The organism is Kitasatospora sp. NPDC127067, assembly GCF_042724755.1.
In the GTDB taxonomy this organism is placed as follows: Bacteria; Actinomycetota; Actinomycetes; order Streptomycetales; family Streptomycetaceae; genus Kitasatospora; species Kitasatospora lactacystinica.
This window is the reverse complement of record NZ_JBHXEM010000090.1, coordinates 1-21,657: the sequence shown is the minus strand read 5'-3', so window position 1 is coordinate 21,657 and position 21,657 is coordinate 1. Positions and strand designations below refer to the sequence as shown.

The 21,657-nt window shown below is 75.4% G+C and carries 17 protein-coding genes; 12 read left to right on the top strand and 5 right to left on the bottom strand.

Annotated elements, in window-relative coordinates; translation table 11 throughout:
* Window positions 1–27: 27 nt before the first annotated feature.
* Window positions 28–432 carry a cobalamin B12-binding domain-containing protein gene (locus ACFWJ4_RS29070; RefSeq protein ID WP_224285525.1) on the top strand — a complete coding sequence of 135 codons (405 nt, stop codon included), beginning with the start codon at window positions 28–30 and terminating at the stop codon, window positions 430–432.
* Between the two features lie 114 nt (window positions 433–546).
* Here ACFWJ4_RS29070 and ACFWJ4_RS29065 read toward each other — a convergent pair whose 3' ends face one another.
* Together ACFWJ4_RS29065 and ACFWJ4_RS29060 are read right to left on the bottom strand one after the other, a co-directional pair.
* Complete coding sequence (locus ACFWJ4_RS29065; RefSeq protein WP_380548895.1) at window positions 547–2,127, bottom strand: DUF5691 domain-containing protein; 1,581 nt, start codon at window positions 2,125–2,127, stop codon at window positions 547–549.
* Between the two features lie 33 nt (window positions 2,128–2,160).
* Window positions 2,161–3,462, bottom strand: coding sequence for an SWIM zinc finger family protein (locus ACFWJ4_RS29060; RefSeq protein WP_380548892.1), 1,302 nt, complete (start codon window positions 3,460–3,462; stop codon window positions 2,161–2,163).
* 178 nt (window positions 3,463–3,640) lie between these two features.
* Here ACFWJ4_RS29060 and ACFWJ4_RS29055 point away from each other — a divergent pair, with 178 nt between their 5' ends.
* The 5 genes from ACFWJ4_RS29055 (at window position 3,641) to sucD (ending at window position 10,730) form a co-directional block, all read left to right on the top strand.
* Window positions 3,641–4,723, top strand: a complete 1,083-nt coding sequence (locus tag ACFWJ4_RS29055; RefSeq protein ID WP_380548889.1) for an AAA family ATPase — start codon at window positions 3,641–3,643, stop codon at window positions 4,721–4,723.
* Window positions 4,720–7,110, top strand: a complete 2,391-nt coding sequence (locus ACFWJ4_RS29050; RefSeq protein ID WP_380548886.1) for a DUF5682 family protein — start codon at window positions 4,720–4,722, stop codon at window positions 7,108–7,110. The genes ACFWJ4_RS29055 and ACFWJ4_RS29050 overlap by 4 nt, the downstream gene beginning before the upstream one ends.
* Before the next feature lie 69 nt (window positions 7,111–7,179).
* Window positions 7,180–8,346 (top strand): VWA domain-containing protein, encoded by a 1,167-nt coding sequence (locus ACFWJ4_RS29045; RefSeq protein WP_380548883.1) that lies wholly within the window; start codon window positions 7,180–7,182, stop codon window positions 8,344–8,346.
* Window positions 8,347–8,648: 302 nt separating this feature from the next.
* The gene (sucC, locus tag ACFWJ4_RS29040) at window positions 8,649–9,821 is read left to right on the top strand and encodes an ADP-forming succinate--CoA ligase subunit beta (RefSeq protein ID WP_359911285.1); all 1,173 of its coding nucleotides are present in this window, start codon (window positions 8,649–8,651) and stop codon (window positions 9,819–9,821) included.
* Between the two features lie 18 nt (window positions 9,822–9,839).
* Entirely contained in the window at window positions 9,840–10,730 is an 891-nt protein-coding gene (gene sucD / locus ACFWJ4_RS29035) for a succinate--CoA ligase subunit alpha (RefSeq protein WP_380548880.1), read from the top strand.
* A gap of 62 nt (window positions 10,731–10,792) precedes the next feature.
* On the opposite strand, the gene ACFWJ4_RS29030 is transcribed toward sucD, so the two are convergent.
* Window positions 10,793–12,904, bottom strand: coding sequence for a LuxR C-terminal-related transcriptional regulator (locus tag ACFWJ4_RS29030; protein ID WP_380548877.1), 2,112 nt, complete (start codon window positions 12,902–12,904; stop codon window positions 10,793–10,795).
* A 132-nt stretch (window positions 12,905–13,036) separates the two neighbouring features.
* Here ACFWJ4_RS29030 and ACFWJ4_RS29025 point away from each other — a divergent pair, with 132 nt between their 5' ends.
* Window positions 13,037–14,485 (top strand): DUF6350 family protein, encoded by a 1,449-nt coding sequence (locus ACFWJ4_RS29025; RefSeq protein ID WP_380548874.1) that lies wholly within the window; start codon window positions 13,037–13,039, stop codon window positions 14,483–14,485.
* A gap of 36 nt (window positions 14,486–14,521) precedes the next feature.
* Here the strand turns inward: ACFWJ4_RS29025 and ACFWJ4_RS29020 are convergent, their stop codons facing one another.
* Window positions 14,522–15,202, bottom strand: coding sequence for a hypothetical protein (locus tag ACFWJ4_RS29020; RefSeq protein WP_380548871.1), 681 nt, complete (start codon window positions 15,200–15,202; stop codon window positions 14,522–14,524).
* A gap of 401 nt (window positions 15,203–15,603) precedes the next feature.
* Between ACFWJ4_RS29020 and purN the strand changes: the two genes are divergently transcribed.
* Together purN and purH are read left to right on the top strand one after the other, a co-directional pair.
* The gene (purN, locus tag ACFWJ4_RS29015; protein WP_359915185.1) at window positions 15,604–16,263 is read left to right on the top strand and encodes a phosphoribosylglycinamide formyltransferase; all 660 of its coding nucleotides are present in this window, start codon (window positions 15,604–15,606) and stop codon (window positions 16,261–16,263) included.
* The gene (gene purH, locus ACFWJ4_RS29010) at window positions 16,260–17,834 is read left to right on the top strand and encodes a bifunctional phosphoribosylaminoimidazolecarboxamide formyltransferase/IMP cyclohydrolase (protein ID WP_380548869.1); all 1,575 of its coding nucleotides are present in this window, start codon (window positions 16,260–16,262) and stop codon (window positions 17,832–17,834) included. The genes purN and purH overlap by 4 nt, the downstream gene beginning before the upstream one ends.
* A 114-nt stretch (window positions 17,835–17,948) precedes the next feature.
* Here purH and ACFWJ4_RS29005 read toward each other — a convergent pair whose 3' ends face one another.
* Window positions 17,949–18,560: a hypothetical protein gene (locus ACFWJ4_RS29005; RefSeq protein ID WP_359915188.1), complete on the bottom strand. Its 612-nt coding sequence runs from the start codon at window positions 18,558–18,560 to the stop codon at window positions 17,949–17,951.
* A gap of 574 nt (window positions 18,561–19,134) precedes the next feature.
* On the opposite strand from ACFWJ4_RS29005, the gene ACFWJ4_RS29000 reads away from it, so the two are divergent.
* The 3 genes from ACFWJ4_RS29000 to ACFWJ4_RS28990 all read left to right on the top strand — a co-directional run bounded on the left by ACFWJ4_RS29000 (window position 19,135) and on the right by ACFWJ4_RS28990 (window position 21,644).
* Window positions 19,135–19,989: a bifunctional methylenetetrahydrofolate dehydrogenase/methenyltetrahydrofolate cyclohydrolase gene (locus ACFWJ4_RS29000; RefSeq protein ID WP_359915190.1), complete on the top strand. Its 855-nt coding sequence runs from the start codon at window positions 19,135–19,137 to the stop codon at window positions 19,987–19,989.
* 19 nt (window positions 19,990–20,008) lie between these two features.
* Entirely contained in the window at window positions 20,009–20,434 is a 426-nt protein-coding gene (locus ACFWJ4_RS28995) for a DUF3017 domain-containing protein (RefSeq protein ID WP_359915192.1), read from the top strand.
* A gap of 217 nt (window positions 20,435–20,651) precedes the next feature.
* Window positions 20,652–21,644 carry a malate dehydrogenase gene (locus tag ACFWJ4_RS28990; RefSeq protein WP_380548866.1) on the top strand — a complete coding sequence of 331 codons (993 nt, stop codon included), beginning with the start codon at window positions 20,652–20,654 and terminating at the stop codon, window positions 21,642–21,644.
* Window positions 21,645–21,657: the final 13 nt, after the last annotated feature.

Sequence of the window (21,657 nt, the reverse complement as noted above, 5' to 3'; positions counted from 1 at the left end):
GTGGACGACGACGTCCAGGAGGCAGTCATGAGTGTGTCGGGGCCGATCCGTGTGGTGGTCGCCAAGCCCGGGCTCGACGGTCACGACCGTGGTGCCAAGGTCATCGCGCGCGCCCTGCGCGACGCCGGTATGGAGGTCATCTACACCGGACTGCACCAGACGCCCGAGCAGGTCGTCGACACCGCGATCCAGGAGGACGCGGACGGCATCGGGCTGTCCATCCTCTCCGGCGCCCACATGACGCTGTGCGCGCGGGTCCTGGAGCTGCTGAAGGAGCGCGACGCGGAGGACATCAAGGTCTTCTGCGGGGGGATCATCCCGGACGAGGACATCGCCGAGCTCAAGGCGATGGGTGTCGCGGACATCTTCACCCCGGGCACGCCGACCCGCGACGTGGTCGCCTGGGTCGAGTCGAACCTGCGGGCCGGCTGAACCACCGCGCGTCGAGCGGGCCGCCCCTCCCGGGGCCGGCCCGCTCCGCCGTTCCGGGGCCCGGAAATCCCCGGAACGCCCCGGGCCGGCCCGTCGGCCCCGGCAGCCCCCGGCTCAGCCCGCCAGCTCCGCGAGCATCGCCGCCCGGAAGCGCAGGGTGCCGGCCAGCCGGGCGAAGGTCTCGGACCACGCGGAGTCCGGGGCGGCCCCGGCGGCCAGCTCCTCCACCGCGGCGGCCGTCTCCGGGGCGAGCGCGCGCTCCGTCATCCCGAGCACCCCGCTGTGGCTCCACGGGTACGCCCCGGAGGCCGCCGCCCGGGCCAGGGCGGTCACCACGGCGGTGGACAGCGGAGGCGTCCACGGGGTGGCGCAGGCGCCGAGCAGCTGGAAGGCCTCGCCCAGCCCGTGCGCCGTGATGAACGCCGCCGTCCAGACGGCCCGCTCCTCCGGCGGGAGGACGGCCAGCAGCTTGGCCGGGGCGCCGGTGGCGCGCGCCGCGCGGGCCCGCGCACCGCGCCCGGACGGGGCCGGGCCGAGCAGCGCCCGCGCCCAGTCGGCGTCCTGCTGGCGGACGGCGGCCCGCGCCCAGGCCTCCCGCAGGTCGTCGGCCCAGCTGCTGCTGGTCTCGTCGATGCTGTCGCCGACCCGCAGGGCGAGCAGCTGCTCGGGCGTCAGCCCGGTGCTCTCCGGCCAGAGCGACAGCGGCGCGGCGGCCACCACCTCGCCGAACCACCAGGCCCGTTCGCCGCGCCCGGTGGGCGACTTGGGCGCGATCCCGTCGCGCTGCATCTGCGCGTCGCACTCGGCGGGCGGGGTGACCAGCAGATGCGTGCCGGTGCCGGCGAGCCGGACGGCGGTCCGCGCCCGCTCGGCCATCCGGCGGGCCAGGGCCGAGCCGGGCAGGGTGGAGAGCAGTTCGGCGGCGGTGGCCCGGACGTTCTTGCTGCGGTCGCCGAGGGCGGCCTCCAGGAACGGTTCGTCGGCGGGGGAGAGGCCGTCCTGGAGGGCGTCCAGGAAGAGCAGGCGGTCCTCGGCGCGCTCGGTGGACCAGGTGCCGCGCAGCAGTTCCAGGCCGGCCGCCGGATCGCGGCGGCGCAGCAGCGTGAGGTGGGTGACCCGTTCGGCGAACAGGCCCTCGTGCCAGAGCCGGTCGTCCGTCGGCTGCTGCGGCAGGTCGGGGGTGGTGGTGCGCAGCACGAACCGCCAGTCGGGGTTCTGCTCGGCCAGCCAGCGGCCCGGCGGACCGGCCAGGGCCACGGCGTCGGGGCGCAGTTCGCTGCGGGCGCGGGCGGCGTCGAGCAGGCCGGGTATCAGCGCGGCGGGCGGGCGCAGGCCCCGGGCCCGGGCGGTGGTGAGCCACTGCGGCAGCAGCTCGGCCAGGTTGGCCAGGGTGCCGCCGCCGCTGCCGGCCCGCCCCGAGAGCAGGACGGCCAGCCGGCGGGCGGCCGGCTCGGGCAGCTCCGGACGGGTGTCCTCGGCCGCGGGCGGGCCGGGCGGCCCGGCGGCCGGTACGGGCAGCGCTCCGGCCCTGCGGCGGACGGCGGCCAGCGCGGCCAGCTCCAGCAGGGCGGTGGCCGGATCGCCCCGGTCCACGGCGTCGGCGAGCGGCAGGGCGGTGGCCGGGAGCGGGCGGCGGTCGGTGCCGAGCAGGGCGCTGGTGTGCAGGGTCTCCCACGGGTCCTGGGTGATCGTCATGCCGGGTTCTCCTGGGGAGTGTCTGGGGCGTGTCTAAGCGTTGGTGAGGCCGACCGGGGGTCGGCCGGCGGCCCAGGCCGTGACCGGGGCGAAGCCCTGGTGGCCGTACTCGCCGAAGACCGTCAGCGGGCGGCCGGTGGAGACGGCGGCCAGCCGCCACAGGGCCGTCTCCGGGACGGTCGAGGCGCGGACCGGCACGGTGTGGTGGCCGTCCGTCAGGAACCAGCCGTCCGGGGTGCGGACCGGGACGACGTCGCCGAGCACGGTCGGCCGGCTCTCCAGCCACGGGTCGTCGGCGACGGCGGTGCCGTAGCCGGCCACCGCCTCGGCGACGGTGAGCCCGGCGGGCGGTTCGGCGGGGCCCGGCTCGGGGGCGCCGTAGCGCTCGCCGAGGGTGGCGCGCAACGGGTGGGCGCCCGGGTGGTAGGCGAGGTCGGCCTCCACCAGACGGCCGGTGGGCAGGGCGAGGGCGGGGGCCTGGCCGGTGCGGCCGAAGGAGAGCAGCAGCGCCGGGCGGCCGGTCTTGGCGCCGCGCAGCCAGATCCGGCGGGTGATGAGCCGCTCGTCCGAGGTGTCGCGGCTGCCGAGCACCAGCCAGCGGTCGCGGACGGTCGGGCCGGCCAGCACCTCGTTGCTCTCCACGGTGTAGCCGACCCGGGTGCGGACGGTGGCGGCCAGCTCGGCGGGCAGTTCGTCCAGCCGGGTGGCGGCGGTGGCGAGCAGGTGCAGCATCGCGTACTCCTCCAGCAGCCGCTCCTGCGGCAGCGCGTCCAGTTCGCGGACCCGGGCGGCCAGGCCGGGGGCCTGTGCGTCGACCATCCGGGCGGCGACCTCCTCCCAGGGCCCGGCGGTGGACTGGTCGGCGAGGCCGTGCCGGACCCGGTCGGCCAGCCGCAGCCGCAGCTCGGCCGCGCCGGCCGCGACCCGGGCGCCGCGCCGCTCGGCCCGGCGCCGGGCGCCCTCCGGATCGACGACCTGCTCCTTCACGCGCTTCTCGGCGCGCTCCTGGCGGGACGTGAGCCACTCGGCCACCCAGTCGGCGGGTTCCCCGGCCGGGACGGCCTGCGGGGTTCCGCTCCACAGCAGGAGGAGCCCGAGCGCGTGCTTGCACGGGAACTTCCGACTGGGGCAGCTGCACTGGTAGGCGGGCGTGGCGAGTTCGATCGCGGTGCGGTACGGCGTGCGGCCGCTGCCCTTGCACTCGCCCCACAGCGCGGTGCCGTCGGTGCCGGTGCCGGACCACGGCGCGGGCGCGGACAGCTTGCCCGCGGCCTTCTGCGAGGCGGCGTCAGGTGCCAGGGACAGGACGTGTTCGGTGCTCCAGCGTTCCTCCATGCGACCGACCGTAGGCGGCGGCACTGACATCGGCTGACGGTCCGTCCGGGACCCCGCCGGGTTGTCAGTGGCTCGGTGCAGGGTTGGTTCCACAGGCCGGGACGCCGACCTGGCTCCCCCCGATCACCCTTGCGCCCGGGGCACCCGTGTGCCCGGCGGCAGACCCGAAGGAGCCCCCATGACCGACGTTCTGCGGCAGCACGCCGAGGACGCGTTCGCCGGCGAACTGGCCGCGCTGGCCGCACAGGACGACCGTCCGCGTCCCGAGCGCTGGAAGCTCTCGCCGTGGGCCGTGGCGACGTACCTGCTCGGCGGCGAACTGCCCGACGGCACCCGGATCACCCCCAAGTACATCGGCCCGCGCCGGGTCGTCGAGGTCGCCGTGACGACCCTGGCGACGGACCGCGCGCTGCTGCTGCTCGGCGTGCCGGGCACCGCGAAGACGTGGGTGTCCGAGCACCTGGCGGCGGCGATCAGCGGCGACTCCACGATGCTGGTGCAGGGCACCGCCGGCACCCCCGAGGAGGCCGTCCGGTACGGCTGGAACTACGCCCAGCTGCTCACCCGCGGGCCCAGCCGGGACGCCCTGGTGCCCTCGCCGCTGATGCGGGCGATGGCCGAGGGCAGGATCGCCCGGGTCGAGGAGCTCACCCGCATCCCGGCCGACGTGCAGGACAGCCTGATCACCATCCTGTCGGAGAAGACGCTGCCGATACCGGAGTTGGGCTCCGAGACGCAGGCGGTGCGCGGCTTCAACGTGATCGCCACCGCCAACGACCGCGACCGCGGCGTCAACGAGCTGTCCAGCGCGCTGCGCCGCCGCTTCAACACCGTGGTGCTGCCGCTGCCGGGCTCGCTGGACGAGGAGGTCGACATCGTCACCCGCCGGGTCAACCAGCTCGGCCGCTCCCTGGAACTGCCCGAACTGCCCGGCGGCGCCGAGGAGATCAGGCGCGTGGTCACCGTCTTCCGGGAGCTGCGGGCCGGGATCACGGTGGACGGCCGGACGAAGGTCAAGACCCCGAGCGGCACCCTCTCCACCGCCGAGGCGATCTCGGTGGTGACCAACGGACTCGCGCTGGCCACCCACTTCGGCGACGGGGTGCTGCGCGCCGGGGACGTGACGGCCGGCATCCTCGGCGCCGTCGTCCGCGACCCGGTGGCGGACCGGGCGGTCTGGCGCGAGTACGTCGAAGGGGTGGTGCGCGAGCGCGACGGCTGGAAGGACTTCTACCGCGCCGCCCGTGAGGTGGGGGCATGACGGCGCCCGAGGTCGCCCTGCTGGGCATCCGCCACCACGGCCCCGGCTCGGCCCGGGCGGTCGCCGCCGCGCTGGCGCAGTGGCGGCCGGACGCGGTGCTGATCGAGGGCCCGCCGGAGGCCGACGGCATCGTCCACCTGGCCGCGGAGAAGGACCTGGTCCCGCCGGTCGCGCTGCTCGCCCACGCGGTGGACGACCCGGCGAAGGCCGCCTTCTGGCCGTACGCCGAGTTCTCCCCGGAGTGGGTGGCGATCCGGCACGCCGTGGAGCACGACCTGCCGGTCCGCTTCATCGACCTGCCCGCCGGGCACGGCTTCGCGCCGGCCCCGGAGGAGGACGCGGAGGGGACGGCCGAGGAGGGGACGGCCGTCGAGGAGGAGGACACCGGACCGGTCGCCGACCCGCTGGCGCTGCTCGCCGAGGCGGCCGGGCACGACGACGCGGAGCGCTGGTGGGAGGACGTGGTCGAGCACCGCGCGCCCGGCGACGACGCGCTGGCGCCGTTCGCCGCCGTCGCCGAGGCGATGGGCGCGCTGCGCGCGGAGGGCCTCGGCGAGTCCCGCCGGGACCAGCTGCGCGAGGCGTACATGCGCCAGCAGATCCGTGCCGCCCGCCGCGCCGGGCACCGCAGGATCGCCGTGGTCTGCGGGGCCTTCCACGTCCCGGCGCTGGAGCGGATGCCCACCGTCGCCCACGACCGGGCGCTGCTCGCCGCACTGCCGAAGAAGGTGCGGACGGACATCACCTGGGTGCCGTGGACGCACCGCCGGCTCTCCCAGGCCACCGGTTACGGCGCGGGTGTGCAGTCGCCCGGCTGGTACCACCACCTGTTCACCACCGACGGTGACCCGGTGCCGCGCTGGCTCACCCGGGCGGCCGACCTGCTGCGCGCCGAGGACCACCCGGTCTCCTCCGCGCACGTGATCGAGGCGGTCCGGCTGGCCGAGACCCTGGCCGTGCTGCGCGGCCGCCCGCTCGCCGGGCTGACCGAGACCCTGGACGCCGTGCGCGCGGTGCTCTGCGAGGGCTCGGACGTCGCCCTGGAGCTGGTCCGGGACCGCCTGGTGGTCGGCGACGCGCTCGGCGAGGTCCCGGACGCCGCACCGGCGGTGCCGCTCCAGCGCGACCTGACCCGGTTGCAGCGCTCGCTGCGGCTCAAGCCCGAGGCCGCGCCGAAGGACGTCGACCTCGACCTGCGCAAGGACACCGACGCGGCCCGCTCCCGGCTGCTGCACCGGCTGCGGCTGCTGGGCGTGGACTGGGGCGTGCCCGCGCGCTCCTCGGTGAACTCGACCGGGACGTTCCGGGAGAGCTGGCGGCTGTGCTGGCAGCCCGAGTTCGCGGTCCGGATCGCCGAGGCCGCCCAGTGGGGCACCACGGTCGAGGAGGCCGCGGCCAACAAGGCCGTCGGCACCGCCCGCGCCGCCGGGGAACTCGCCGAGCTGACCGGCCTGGTGGAGACCTGCCTGCTGGCCGGGCTGTCCGGCGCACTGCCCGCCGTGATGCGGGTGCTCGCCGACTGCGCGGCCCTGGACACCGACGTCGCGCACCTCGCGGGCGCGCTGCCCGCACTGGTCCGCGCGCTGCGTTACGGCGACGTGCGCGGCACCGACCACGGCGCGCTCGCCGAGGCGGCCGCGGGCCTGGCCGAGCGGATCTGCGTCGGACTGCCGCCCGGCTGCGTCGGCCTGGACGCGCGGGGCGCGGAGGCGATGCGCGGCCGCCTCGACGAGGTGCACGGCGCGATCGGCCTGCTGGCCGCCGATCCCGGCGACGCCACTGCCGCCGGCACCACCACGGCCGACACCACCACCGCCGCCGGCACCGCGCCGGACCCGGACGGCCTGGCCGGCCTGGCCGACCGCTGGGCCGCCGCCCTGCGCTCGCTGGCCCGCCGCGAGCCGGCCGGCGGACCGGCCACCGGCGCCCCCGGGCTGCTGCGCGGCCGGGCCGTGCGGCTGCTGCTGGACGACGGCCGGCTCGACTCCGCCGAGGCCGGCCGACGACTGAGGCTGGTGCTCTCCGCCGCCAACGCCCCGGCCGACGCGGCCGGTTGGGTCGAGGGCTTCCTGACCGGCGGCGGCGCCCTGCTGCTGCACGACCCGCGGCTGCTCGCCCTGCTGGACGAGTGGCTGACCGGGGTGAGCGGCGAGGCCTTCACCGACGTCCTGCCGCTGCTGCGCCGCACCTTCGCCGGACTGGAGGCGGGCGTGCGCACCACCATCGGCGGCCGGGTCGCGGCCGGCCCGCTCGGTGAGCCGCCGGCCGTCGACGCCGCGGCCGGTGAGCTGGACCGGGCCCGCGCCGACGCCGCCGTCCCGGTGGTGGCCCTGCTGCTCGGGATCCGCCCGAGGATCCCCCGGCAGGCCGCCGGCCGCGACACCTGACACCCACCGCGGTGGCACCCACCGCACCGAACGCCTGCCCCACCGCAGGACCCGCTGAAGGAGGACGAGATGGCAGCGCCCACGACCGACGAACGGCTGCGCCGCTGGCGGCTGGTGCTCGGCGGCGAGGCCGACGGCACCGGCTGCGCCCTGCGCGGCCGCGACGCCGCGATGGACGGCGCCCTCGCCGCGCTCTACCGCGGCGCCCCCGAGGAGGGCGCCCGGGCCGGGCGCACCGGCCGCCGCGGTGCCGGGTTGGGCGGCTCGGCCCCGCAGGTGGCCCGCTGGCTGGGTGACATCCGCGAGTACTTCCCCTCCACCGTGGTGCAGCTGATGCAGCAGGACGCGATCACCCGGCTCGGCCTGGACCGGCTGCTGCTGGAGCCGGAGATGCTGGAGGCCGTCGAGCCGGACGTGCACCTGGTCGGCACCCTGCTGTCGCTCAAGCACGCGCTGCCCGAGACCACCCGGGAGACCGCCCGGGCGGTGGTCGGCAAGGTGGTCGCCGACCTGGAGCGCCGGCTCGCCGACCGCACCCGGGCCACGCTCGGCGGCGCCCTCGACCGCAGTGCCAAGGTCAACCGTCCCCGCCACCGCGACATCGACTGGGACCGCACCATCCGGGCCAACCTGAAGAACTACCTGCCCGAGCACGGCACCGTCGTCCCCGAGCGGCTGGTCGGCTACGCCCGCGCCCAGCGCGCCGTGAAGAAGGACGTCATCCTCTGCATCGACCAGTCCGGCTCGATGGCGCCCTCGGTGGTCCACTCGGCGGTCTTCGGCGCGGTGCTCGCCTCGATGCGCACCCTGGACACCCGGCTGGTCGTGTTCGACACCTCGGTGGTCGACCTCACCGAACAGCTCACCGACCCGGTCGACGTCCTGTTCGCCACCCAGCTCGGCGGCGGCACCGACATCAACCGCGCCCTGGCCTACTGCCAGTCGAAGATCACCCGACCCTCCGAGACCGTCGTGGTGCTGATCAGCGACCTGTACGAGGGCGGCATCCGGGACGGCATGCTCAAGCGGGTCGCCGCGATGAAGGCGGCCGGCGTCCAGTTCATCGCGCTGCTCGCGCTCTCCGACGAGGGGGCCCCGGCGTACGACCACGCGCACGCCGCCGCCCTGGCCTCGCTCGGCGCGCCGGCCTTCGCCTGCACCCCGGACGCGTTCCCGGAGATCATGGCGGCGGCGATCGAGAAGCGCCCGATCCCGGTGCCCGCCCAGGGGGGGTGAGGATTCACCCGAACGCGTTAATAGGACCGATCGGTGGACCGGCCGTCCACCCCGTCCCTCCTGGGCATTCTGTGACGGTTCTCACCCATGCCGGGCAGGCCCCGGGCGGAACAGTCCCGTCCCGCGGGGATAACCTGCCAGACGGACGTGACGCGCGTGTTGATTGACGTGAGCGCCCGTGGCTGTGTGGGCCGCAAGGCCGTACCTCTGCGTACCCGCACCGCCCCGACGACCCGCAGCGAAGATCCTGCCGTGGCACGCTCGTAGAGACACAATCCGCGACCACGAACAAGGACAAACACGTGGACCTGTTCGAGTACCAGGCGAGGGACCTCTTCGCCAAGCACGGTGTGCCCGTGCTTGACGGCGATGTCATCGAGACCGCCGCAGACGCTGCCGCCATCGCGGAGCGCTTCGGCGGCCGCGCCGTCGTCAAGGCTCAGGTGAAGGTGGGTGGCCGAGGCAAGGCCGGCGGCGTCAAGCTCGCCGCCGACCCGGCGGACGCCGTCGCCAAGGCCGAGCAGATCCTCGGCATGGACATCAAGGGCCACACCGTTCACAAGGTGATGCTGGCCCAGACCGCGGACATCAAGGACGAGTACTACGTCTCGTTCCTGCTGGACCGCACCAACCGCACCTTCCTGGCCATGGCCAGCGTCGAGGGCGGCGTGGAGATCGAGGTCGTCGCCGAGCAGAACCCCGAGGCGCTCGCCAAGATCCCGGTCGACGCCAACGAGGGCTGCACCCCGGAGAAGGCCGCCGAGATCGTCGCCGCGGCGAAGTTCCCGGCCGAGGTCGCCGACCAGGTCGCCGAGGTCCTGCAGAAGCTGTGGACCGTCTTCATCAAGGAGGACGCCCTCCTCGTCGAGGTCAACCCGCTGATCAAGTCCGGTGAGGGCAAGATCATCGCGCTCGACGGCAAGGTCTCCCTGGACGAGAACGCCGAGTTCCGCCAGCCCGAGCACGAGGCCCTGGAGGACAAGGCCGCGGCCAACCCGCTGGAGGCCGCCGCCAAGGCCAAGGGCCTGAACTACGTCAAGCTCGACGGCCAGGTCGGCATCATCGGCAACGGCGCGGGCCTCGTCATGAGCACCCTCGACGTGGTCGCGTACGCCGGTGAGAACCACGGCGGCGTCAAGCCCGCCAACTTCCTCGACATCGGTGGCGGCGCCTCCGCCGAGGTCATGGCGAACGGCCTGGAGATCATCCTGGGCGACCCCGACGTCAAGTCGGTCTTCGTCAACGTCTTCGGCGGCATCACCGCGTGCGACGCGGTCGCCAACGGCATCGTGCAGGCCCTCGCGCTCCTGGAGGGCAAGGGCGAGAACGTCACCAAGCCGCTGGTCGTCCGTCTGGACGGCAACAACGCGGAGCTGGGTCGCAAGATCCTCGACGACGCCAACCACCCGCTGGTCCAGCGCGTGGACACCATGGACGGCGCCGCTGACCGCGCCGCCGAGCTGGCCAACAAGTAAGGAAGGGGACTTAACACCATGGCTATCTTCCTTACCAAGGACAGCAAGGTCATCGTCCAGGGCATGACCGGCGCCGAGGGCATGAAGCACACCCGCCGCATGCTCGCCTCCGGCACCCGGATCGTCGGCGGCGTGAACCCGCGCAAGGCCGGCACCACGGTCGACGTCGACGGCACCGAGATCCCGGTCTTCGGCTCCGTCGCCGAGGCGATGGAGAAGACCGGGGCCGACGTCTCCGTCCTCTTCGTGCCGCCGGCCTTCACCAAGGCCGCCGTCGTCGAGGCCATCGACGCCGAGATCGGCCTGGCCGTCGTCATCACCGAGGGCGTCCCGGTGCACGACACCGCCGCCTTCTGGGCGCACGCCGGTGCCAAGGGCAACAAGACCCGCATCATCGGCCCGAACTGCCCCGGCCTGATCAGCCCCGGACAGTCGAACGCCGGCATCATCCCGGCCGACATCACCAGCTCCGGCAAGATCGGTCTGGTCTCGAAGTCGGGCACCCTGACCTACCAGCTCATGTACGAGCTGCGCGACATCGGCTTCTCCTCGGCCGTGGGCATCGGCGGTGACCCGGTCATCGGGACCACCCACATCGACGCCCTCAAGGCCTTCCAGGAGGACCCGGACACCGAGATCATCGTCATGATCGGTGAGATCGGTGGCGACGCCGAGGAGCGTGCCGCGGCCTACATCGCCGAGCACGTCACCAAGCCGGTCGTCGGCTACGTCGCGGGCTTCACCGCCCCCGAGGGCAAGACCATGGGCCACGCCGGCGCCATCGTCTCCGGCTCCTCGGGCACCGCCCAGGCCAAGAAGGAGGCCCTCGAGGCCGCCGGTGTCAAGGTCGGCAAGACGCCGTCCGAGACCGCCCGCCTGGCCCGCGAGATCATCGCCGCCCAGGCCTGATCCCGCCCCGCGCGTGACGAACGCCCCCGCCCTCCCGGGCGGGGGCGTTCGCCGTTCGCGGCTCAGTGCCGCCCCGGCCCCGTGGTGCAGGGCAGCGGCGACCACTGCCGGCAGGCCGCCGGGCCCTGCGGCGGCGGAGCGGCGCCCCGGGCCGCCGGCGGCAGCTCCCAGCGCGCGACCGCCTGGGGCTGCGGATCCACCAGGACGGCCTCCAGCCCGGGCGCCGGGCTGCACCAGATGCTGGTGATGCCGTTCGGCGCCCCGTCGGGCAGCAGCGGCACGGCCGGCTCCGCCGCCTGCGCCGCGGTGGCGGCCAGGCAGAGCGTGGGCGTCGGCGGGGTGGTCGGCCGGAACAGCTCCGCCGGGCGCACCCCCGCCAGGGTCGCCAGCGTCGCCCCGCCCACCGCGACCGTCAGCAGCGCCGCCGCGCCCGTCCGGCTCGCCGTCCGGAGCCGGTACCGGGCCCGCAGCACCGGCACCGGCGTCCGGTGCGGCTCCGGGCAGCCGCGCACCGCCGCCCGGTGGAGCAGCCCGCACAGCCCGTCCGCGAAGCCCGGCGCCGCCGGGTCCGGCCCGACCAGGTCCGGCACCCATGCGGCCAGCGCCGCCCGGGCGGCCCACACCCGCCCCTCGGCCGCCGCCCGGGTGGACTCCACCTCCACCGCGACCGCCACGGCCGGCAGCCCCAGCCCGTCGTGCAGCACCAGCGCCCGGCGCTGGGGGCGGGACAGCCGCTTGAGCGCCTTCAGCAGCGCCCGGTCCCGGTCGGTCAGCCGGTCGTGGTCCGGCAGCACCGCCTGGGTCTCGTCGGCCGGCCGCACCTTGATCCGCCGGTGCGGCAGCCCCCACACGTGCGCCCGCCGGGGGCCGCCCCGGTGCCACGGGGACAGCGCCAGCTCGCAGGCGCGCGCCCGTACCCAGCCCTCCGGGTTCCCCGAACCGGCGGCCGTGCCCCAGCACCGCCTGGCCTCGCCGAACGCCCGCCGTACGCAGTGCACCGCCCGGTGCCGGCAGGCGGTCAGCAGGAACACCTGCTGCACCAGCCGGGTGTGCGCGGTCTCGTAGAGCTCGTCGAAGCCCATCGCCGGGGGCTCGGCGTCGAGGTCGTCGTCCGCGCCCGCGGGAGCGGCGGCGGCCAGCGCCGCCCGGCCGGGACTGGCGGCGGCAGGCTCCTGCGGCTCCGGCCGTGCCGTCCGCGTCCGGTCGGGTTCGGCGGCCGGTGGCCGTTCGGCGTCCGGCCCGGTGTCCGGTTCGGGTGCGGCCGGGGCGTGGTGCGGCGTGCCCTCGTGGTCGGCGGCCGGGCCGGCGGGGGCCTCCTCCGACCTGCCTCCACCGGCCGCGTCCGCGGTCGGAGCACTCGCCTGCCAGGCCGGCCCGGCGGTGGGAGCGGCGGGAGTGCCGCCGTGCCGGTCGGGGTCCCCGGGGGCCGTCGGCGGGTGGCCGGTGTCGGACGGCTGACGCCGCCCGTCGTCCGCCGCCGCGGCCGGAGGTGCCTGGAGGGCGGCGGATCCTGGCCGGCCCCCGGGCGTGCGTGGCTCCTGCGCGCGCCCGGGGGCGGCGCTCCTCCCGTCGGCCGGCGGCCCGTCGGCGGCCTGCCGGGGCTGCCCGGCCGGGGCCGCCCGCCGGGTGCCGCCCGAGGGTCCCGGGGCGGGTTTCCCGGCTCGGGTGCGGCTCCGCTTCCCGGTCGCCTCCCCGTCCGTTGCCGCGTCGGCCCGCGGGCGGTCTGCTCCCGTCACGGAACCGGGGGCGGCCGGGGCGGAGGAGCCCGGATCCGGCCGCAGGAGGACCGGTTCGGCCGGTGGGAGCCCGGCACCCGGGGCCGGGCCCGGGTCGGCCGGGTCGGCCGGGTCGAGGCCGGCGAAGTTCGCCGGGTGTCCGGTCGGGCCGGGGTCCTGGGGGCGCGGCGGCGTGCCGGCCAGCAGGGCGAGTGCCTCCGCCGCGGTGCGGGTGCCGAGCTTGCGCATCGCGCGCTGGAGGTAGCTGCGGGCGGTGGTGGGGGTGACCCCGAGGGTGGCGGCGGTGCGGGGGAGGTCGTGGCCGGCGGCGAGGTGGGCCAGGGTCTGGGCCTCACGGGGGGTCAGCTTCCGCAGCAGGCGGCCCGGGTCGGTCTCGGCGCGGGCGGGCCTGCGGTGGCGCTCCGGAGTGGGGGAGTCGGCGGTGGGTGGCGTGGCCATCAGACGCTCCGGGCCGGGGCGCCGGCGGCTTGGGGGCAAGGTCTGAAAATGCGCATAAGCCAATAATCTGGGACACGGCGGCGGTTTGGCGCTTCACGGAGCATGGCGAGTCGCCTTGGCACCATGTGGCCCATGACTCAGCTGATGGGCCGTCCGATCCTGGAGTCGCCCGGTGAATTGGGCGGACGCCCCGCGCTGGCCGACCTGTTGGCGGGTGTGCGGACGGCGTTGGTCGGCCTGGCGGTGGTCGGGGCGCCGGTGCTCGGGCTCTGGGTGGCGACGCCGTACGCGGACGACGACGCGGCCGTTGTCACCCGGTTGGCGGGGGCGCTCTGGCTGCTGGGGCACGGAGCGCCGCTGCTGCGCGGGCCGGCGGACGCCCCGCTGACGGTCACTCCGCTGCTGCTCGGCGCCCTGGCCGTGGTCCGGCTCTACCGGGCGGCCGCCAGGGTGGCCGCGCGGCGCGGGCCGCGCCCGCGCTGGGGCGGTCCGGTGGCGATGTGGGCGGGGTACTGCGCGGTGGCCTTCGCGGTGGCGCTGCACTGCGCGGCCACCGGGCCGTTCCGCAGCCGGGTGCTGCTGGACGTGCTGGTGGTGGCGCTGGTGGCGGGCCTGGCGACGGCTGCGGGGGCCCGCTCGGTGGCCGTCCTCGACGTGCCGGTCGACTCCCCGCTGGACCGCCTCCCGCCGCCGTACCGCCCGGTCGACGGTGCGCCGGTGGTACGGGCCGCGGCGCTGGCGGCCGGGGCCGGGCTGGTCGCGGTGGGCGGTCTGCTGGTGGTGTTCTCGGCGGTGCTGGACGCGGTGGCGGGCAGTGGGCGTGGGATGGCGCTGCTCGGCGGCGGGCCCGTCGCGCTGCTGGGGCTGGTGCTGCTCGCGCTGGCGCTGCTGCCGAACGCGGTGCTGTGGGGGGCGGCGTACGCGTTGGGGCCGGGCTTCGCGCTCGGCGCCGGGACGGTGGTGTCGCCGACCGGTGCGGTGCTGGGCCCGGTGCCCGAGTTCCCGCTGTTCGCCCTGCTGCCGGCGGACGGGCCGGGCGGCTGGCGGCTCGCGGTGTCGGTCCTGCCGCTGCTGGCCGGGGTGGTGCCGGCGGTGCTGCTGGGCCGTGCGGCGGCGGGCCGGCGGCTGCCGGTCTCCGGGGCGGGGGCCGGGGAGCGGCCCGAGCCCTGGACGCCGGCCGCGACGGTGGTGGCCGCGCTGGCGGCGGCGCTGTGGGTCGGGGTCGGGGCGGCGGTGCTGGGCCGGCTCTCCGGCGGGGCGCTGGCGGGGGAGCGGCTGGCGTGGGTGGGGCCGCTGCCGTGGACGGGTCCGGCGGCGGCGGGCTGGATCGTACTGGTCGCCGTCCCGGGCGCGTTGCTGGTCCGGTACCGGATGCTGGGCCCGGCGGACGGTGTGGGCGTGTACGCCCGGCTCGCGCGCCAGGCCCGCCGGGGTGCGCTGGGGCTGCGCGCCCGTACGTACGCTCTCGTGCTGCGGCTTTCGGAGCCGGGTGCCGGGCCCGCCTCCGGCGGACCGGGCCCCGACGGGCGGGACCCGGACGACCGCGCGGGCCTCGACGACCGACCGGGCCTCGACCACTGACCGGGGCCGGGGCGACCGGGGGACCCGGAGGTCCGGCTACTCGGTGTTCCCGGTGAAGTCCACGTACCACTGCGGCGCGTACCGGTCGCAGTTCTGGGCGCCGACGCTGGTCAGCGAGTCCTGGACGCAGGTGACGTAGTCGCGGTAGTGGTACCCGAGGCCGATCACCGAGGTCGCGACCACGATGGTCATCGCACCGGTCAGGATGCCGGCGAGGGCCGCCGGGGTGAGCGGGTTCGGGGCGGGGGCCGCGGGGAGCGGCCCGGCCGGCCCGGCGACGGTGGCGGCCGGGGCGGGCCGCCGGGTCCGCAGCGCGCCGACGCCCCAGACGACGCCGAGCGCCCCGATCAGCAGGGCGATCCAGTGGAACCCCGCGAACAGGCAGACCAGGGCGAACGGCCCGGCCAGCGCCGCGTTGCGGGCCTTGCGGTGGGCCGGATCGGCGAGGTCGAGCCGGGGCGGCTGCGGGGACGGCGGTCGCTGGCCGGTGCGGCCGTCGCCGGGGCCCCACTGCGGCGGCAGCTGCGGACGCTCGCCGCCCCTGCCGTCGGTGCCGCCCTGCCCGGTGGGGCCGCCCTGCCCGGTGGGGCCCGCTTGGCCGTCGGAGCCGTGACCTCCGCCGGCCCAGGGGCTGCGCGGCTGCCACGGCTGGTCCGGGGCATCCGCCGGCGGCGGCGCGAAGGGGTTGCGCTCGCCGGTGTCGTCGCCGCTGCTCATGGGTTCAGCCATTCCTTCTCGGTCGGGGCTCGTTCGGAGGTTCTCGCGTCGGAGCGGTCTCCCGCGCCCCCAATGATCCCGCAGTCGTCCGTGGGGCCACCGGCGGCCCGGTGCCGCGGGGCGGGCGGGGACGCCGGGGCCGGTGCGGTCCGGGGCAACTCCGGTGCGGTGGGCCGGAGGAGATCCCCGTCTCAACTACGCGCGTAGCGCCGCCGGGAGGGTGCGGAGGCCCTCCGACCAGCCGTTATCGTGGTGACGGTCAGCAGCCCACAGAGGTTCCCCGGGGCCCGCGTCGCGGCGGATTTCCCTGGAGTTCCCCCTCGCTCGACCTGCCGTTCGTAGTGGCCCCACCACCGGTGGACGTACCAGCGGACGGCGCCCGACCTACGGAGAGACGCGCAGTGGCCGCCGCCCCCGCCCAGCACTTCCCGCCCCGTACGCCCGGACCGGCCCGCCTGGTGGTGCTGGTCTCCGGCTCCGGCACCAACCTGCAGGCGCTGATCGACGCCGTCGCCGACCCGGCCTACGGCGCCGAGATCCTCGCCGTCGGCGCGGACCGGGACGGGATCGCGGGCCTGGAGCGCGCCGGGAAGGCGGGCCTGCCGACCTTCGTCCACCGGGTGAAGGACCACCCGGACCGGGCCGCCTGGGACCGCGCGCTGACCGCCTCCGTCGCCGAGTACCAGCCGGACCTGGTGGTCACGGCCGGTTTCATGAAGATCCTCGGCCCCGAGTTCATCGCCGCCTTCGCCGGGCGGACCGTCAACACCCACCCCGCGCTGCTGCCCTCCTTCCCCGGCGCCCACGGCGTCACCGACGCGCTCGCGTACGGCGTGAAGGTCACCGGCTGCACCGTCCACCTGGTCGACTCCGGCGTGGACACCGGGCCGATCATCGCGCAGGGCGTCGTCGAGGTCGTCGACGCCGACCACGCCGATGGCGGCGAAGCGCTGCACGAGCGCATCAAGACTGTCGAGCGCCAGTTGCTCGTCGACGTCGTGGGCCGGCTGGCCCGCGAAGGTCACCGCATCGAGGACCGAAAGGTATGGATTCCGGCATGAGTGCCAGCTCCACCACGCCCGTTTCGGAGAACGTCCGTCCGATCCGTCGCGCGCTGATCAGCGTGTACGACAAGACCGGTCTGGAGGAGCTGGCCCAGGGCCTGCACGCCGCCGGGGTCGCCATCGTCTCCACCGGCTCCACCGCCGGCCGGATCGCCGCCGCCGGTGTCCCGGTGACCGAGGTCTCCGAGCTGACCGGCTTCCCGGAGTGCCTGGACGGGCGCGTGAAGACGCTGCACCCCCGGGTGCACGCCGGCGTGCTGGCCGACCTGCGGCTGGAGTCGCACCGCGCCCAGCTGGCCGAGCTCGGCGTCGAGCCCTTCGACCTGGTCGTCGTGAACCTCTACCCGTTCAAGGCCACCGTCGCCTCCGGCGCCACCCCGGACGAGTGCGTCGAGCAGATCGACATCGGCGGCCCGAGCATGGTCCGCGCCGCCGCCAAGAACCACCCCTCGGTGGCCGTGGTGGTCGACCCGGCCCGCTACGGCGACGTGCTGGAGGCGGCGCAGGAGGGCGGCTTCGACCTGGCCACCCGCAAGCGCCTGGCCGGTGCCGCGTTCGCCCACACCGCCGCCTACGACGTGGCCGTCGCCTCCTGGTTCGAGGACGGCTACGCCCCCAGCGACGAGCACTTCCCCGAGTTCCTCGGCTCGACCTGGGAGCGGCAGAACGTGCTGCGCTACGGCGAGAACCCGCACCAGGGCGCCGCGCTCTACAGCGACGGCACGGGAGGTCTGGCCGGCGCGCAGCAGCTGCACGGCAAGGAGATGTCGTACAACAACTACGTCGACACCGACGCCGCCCGCCGCGCCGCCTACGACCACGCCGAGCCGGCCGTCGCGATCATCAAGCACGCCAACCCGTGCGGCATCGGGACCGGCGCCGACGTAGCCGAGGCGCACCGCAAGGCGCACGAGTGCGACCCGGTCTCCGCGTACGGCGGCGTGATCGCCGTCAACCGCCCGGTCACCGTCGCGCTGGCCGAGCAGATCGCCCCGATCTTCACCGAGGTCGTGGTGGCCCCCGGCTACGAGGAGGGCGCCCTGGAGGTGCTCACCCGCAAGAAGAACCTGCGGGTGCTGCTGGCCCCCGAGGCCCCGGCCAACCGCCAGGAGGTGCGCCCGATCTCCGGCGGCGTGCTGCTCCAGGACGCCGACCGGGTGCACGCCGAGGGCGACGACCCGGCGAACTGGACCCTCGCCAGCGGTGAGGCGCTGGCCGCCGACGAGCTGGCCGAGCTGGCCTTCGCCTGGCGCGCCTGTCGGGCCGTCAAGTCCAACGCGATCCTGCTGGCCAAGGACGGCGCCTCGGTCGGCGTCGGCATGGGCCAGGTCAACCGGGTGGACTCCTGCAAGCTCGCGGTCGAGCGGGCCGGCGAGCGCGCCAAGGGCGCCTACGCGGCCTCGGACGCCTTCTTCCCGTTCGCGGACGGCCCGGCGATCCTGATCGCGGCCGGTGTCAGGGCGATCGTCCAGCCCGGCGGCTCGATCCGGGACGAGGAGGTCGTCGCGGCGGCCGCCGAGGCCGGCGTGACCATGTACTTCACCGGCGCGCGGCACTTCTTCCACTGATCCCGCCGATTCCACCGGTCCCGCCGACGGCGTGACGGTGTGACGGCACGACAGAGCGGCCCGGCCCCCTCCGAGGAGGGAGCCGGGCCGCTCTGCGTCGTTCGTGCGGGCCGGTCAGTAACGCGGCCGGTTGAACCAGTTGACGCCGTCCTGGACGCACATGGCGGTGATCCAGATGATGCTGATCGCCAGCCAGAGCAGGGCCATCACCAGGCCGACCGCGGTGCCGCCGGAGATGGCGCCGAGCAGGATCAGCAGGCCGACCAGGGCACCCAGCGAGCCGTACACGATGGTGGTGACGCGGACGGCGTTGCCGCCCTTGCCGAACTTCACGCCGAGCGTGATGGAGAGCGCGGCGAACAGCCCGAACAGCACGCCGACGACGAGCAGGACACCGGCGGCGGCGTCGCCGAGCGCGGTGAACGGGTTGTCGTCGCTGGTGGTCCGGCTGGCGGCGTTGGTGACGTCCTTGGCCGCCGCCCCGATGATCACGTAGGAGATCGCGGCGAGCGTCTGGACGCCGCCGACGATGAACAGCAGCACCCGGGCGGTGGTCATCAGGCCCGGCATGGACGGCGGGACCATCGGCGCGTACCCGTAGGCCGGGGCCTGCTGCGGGTAGCCGTAGCCCGGGGCGGCCTGCGGCGGGGCCTGCTGCGGGTAGCCGTAGCCCGGGGCGGCCGGCGGCTGGCCGTACGGGTTGTTCGGGTCGGGCGGGTACGTCATGGATGCCTCCGGGCAGTTACGGGGACGCGGGGACGGGACGCCGACGGTCCCGGTCGGTGAGTCGGGTCACCGGCCGAGGGGGACGTCGGCGGAGCGGGGAACGGCCCGGCGGCGGTGACGGGCGCCGCGGCTCGCAGCGTGGTGAGCGTCAGGGGTGCGAGGCGGCCGACGGGTACGGCGCGGGCGGAACGGTGCCCCCGCGGTCGGACTGCTCGTTCTGCTGTGGTCGGCTCACTGGCTCTTTCCCCCGGGTACGCCCCGCCGCGGGGTCCGTCGGCCCGTCACCGGGCCGGTATCGCGGCGGGAATGCGCGCTTATCGTCATCCGGACGGCGGCGCCCTGTCCAGCCGGTTCCGCGTGCCGCGTCAAGACTGTGGCGCAACCGCAACGTGCGTCGGACCTTCGTACCCGTCCGTTCACCCGTTCGTCCACCCCGGAGGCCTGCCCGGGACCGGGCCGGAGCCGCGCCCCGGACCGCGCCCGGGACCGGGCCCGCAAGCGCGCCCGCGAGCGTGGCGGCAGCGGTCGGACGCCCTCGGTACGGAGACCCCCGGCGATCCGGGAGAATGGGGTCATGACTGCCCAGATTCTCGATGGCAAGGCCACCGCCGCCGCGATCAAGTCCGAACTCGCCGCCCGCGTGGCGGTCCTCAAGGCGAAGGGCGTCACGCCCGGCCTCGGCACCGTCCTGGTCGGCGACGACCCGGGCAGCCGCTGGTACGTGAACGGCAAGCACAAGGACTGCGCCGAGGTCGGCATCGCCTCGATCCAGCGCGAGCTGCCCGCCACCGCCACCCAGGAGGACGTCGAGAACGTCGTCCGCGAGCTCAACGCCGACCCGTCCTGCACCGGCTACATCGTCCAGCTGCCGCTGCCCAAGGGCCTGGACCAGAACCCGGTCCTGGAGCTGATGGACCCGGACAAGGACGCCGACGGCCTGCACCCGACCTCGCTCGGCCGGCTCGCCCTGGGCATCGAGGGCCCGCTGCCGTGCACCCCGCTCGGCATCGTCGAGCTGCTGCGCCGCCACGACGTCGAGATCAACGGCGCCGAGGTGGTCGTGGTCGGCCGCGGCATCACCGTCGGCCGCTCGATCGGCCTGCTGCTGACCCGCCGCAGCGAGAACGCCACCGTCACCCTGTGCCACACCGGCACCCGGGACCTCGGCGCCCACCTGCGCAAGGCCGACATCATCGTGGCCGCCGCCGGCGTGCCGCACCTGGTCAAGCCGGAGGACGTCAAGCCGGGCGCGGCGGTGCTGGACGTGGGCGTCAGCCGCAGCGAGGGCAAGATCGTCGGCGACGTGCACCCGGGGGTGGCCGAGGTGGCCGGCTGGATCTCCCCGAACCCCGGCGGCGTGGGCCCGATGACCCGCGCGATGCTGCTCAACAACATCGTCGAGGCGGCCGAGCGCCGCGCCGGCATCTGACACCCCAGGGACGGCGAGCATGACTGAACCGCGACCGGCACGGTCCCGCCGCAGGCCGGTCAGGACGACCGGCACCCTGCCGCCCGAGGGCGCCTCCGCGGCCCTCGGACGCGAGCACGCGCTGCCGGTGCGGCAGTGGCCGATCACGCTGGTCCTGCTGGTCGTCGGCGCCGGCCTCGCGGTCACCTGGTTCGCCGACTTCAAGGACGGGTTCAAGTACGGGCTGCTGATCCTCGGCTGCGGCGTGCTGCTCGGCGCGGTGCTGCGGCTGGTGCTGCCCGAGGTCGGGATGCTGGCGGTGCGCAGCCGCTTCACCGACGTGATCGTGCTGAGCTTCCTGGGCATCTCGATCGTGCTGCTGACCCTGGTGGCGCAGCCGAACCCGTGGCTGCAGATCCCGCTGCTCGACAACATCGGCCAGCTGATGGGCCGGCCCAGGCACTGATCCGCGGGGCCTGCGACGGCCCCCGCCCGGTCCCGTGGAAATCCAGGGCCCGGGCGGGGGCCGCCTTGCTTCTGTGACGCATCAGCCACGCCGGGACACCGGGGATACGCTTCCCTTTGCGATAACCTGACGCCGGTCTCTCGACGTCGAGAGAGATCATCCTGGCTCCAGTGCCGGTGTGCCTGGGGCGCCTGGCGATTTGCTGGAGAAGGTAGAAATGACCCGCACCCCCGTCAACGTCACCATCACCGGAGCAGCCGGCCAGATCGGCTACGCGCTGCTCTTCCGCATCGCCTCGGGCCACCTGCTCGGTGCCGACGTGCCGGTGAACCTGCGCCTCCTGGAGATCCCGCAGGGCCTCAAGGCCGCCGAGGGCACCGCCATGGAGCTCGTCGACTGCGCCTTCCCGCTGCTGCGCGACATCACGATCACGGACCAGCCGAACGTGGCCTTCGACGGCGCCAACGTCGCGCTGCTGGTCGGCGCCCGTCCGCGCACCGCGGGCATGGAGCGCGGCGACCTGCTGTCGGCCAACGGCGGCATCTTCGGCCCGCAGGGCAAGGCCATCAACGACAACGCCGCGGACGACATCAAGGTCCTGGTCGTCGGCAACCCGGCCAACACCAACGCCCTGATCGCCCAGCGCAACGCCCCGGACGTCCCGGCCGAGCGCTTCACCGCGATGACCCGCCTGGACCACAACCGCGCCGTCGGCCAGCTGTCCTCCAAGACCGGCGCCGTGGTCTCCGACATCAAGCGCGTCACCATCTGGGGCAACCACTCCGCGACCCAGTACCCGGACATCTTCCAGGCCGAGATCGCCGGCAAGCCGGCCTTCGAGGCCGTCGGCAGCGACCTGGCCTGGCTGGAGGGTGAGTTCATCCCCACCGTCGCCAAGCGCGGTGCCGCCATCATCGACGCCCGCGGCGCCTCCTCGGCCGCCTCGGCCGCCAACGCCGCCATCGACCACGTCCACACCTGGGTCAACGGCACCGCCGAGGGCGACTGGACCTCCATGGGTGTCGTCTCCGACGGCTCCTACGGCGTTCCGGAGGGCCTGATCTCCTCCTTCCCCGTCACCACCAAGGACGGCAAGTTCGAGATCGTCCAGGGCCTGGAGATCTCCGACTTCTCGCGCGCCCGCATCGACGCCTCGGTCAAGGAGCTGACCGAGGAGCGCGACGCGGTCCAGGAGCTGGGCCTCATCTGAGCCTGCCCCGCAC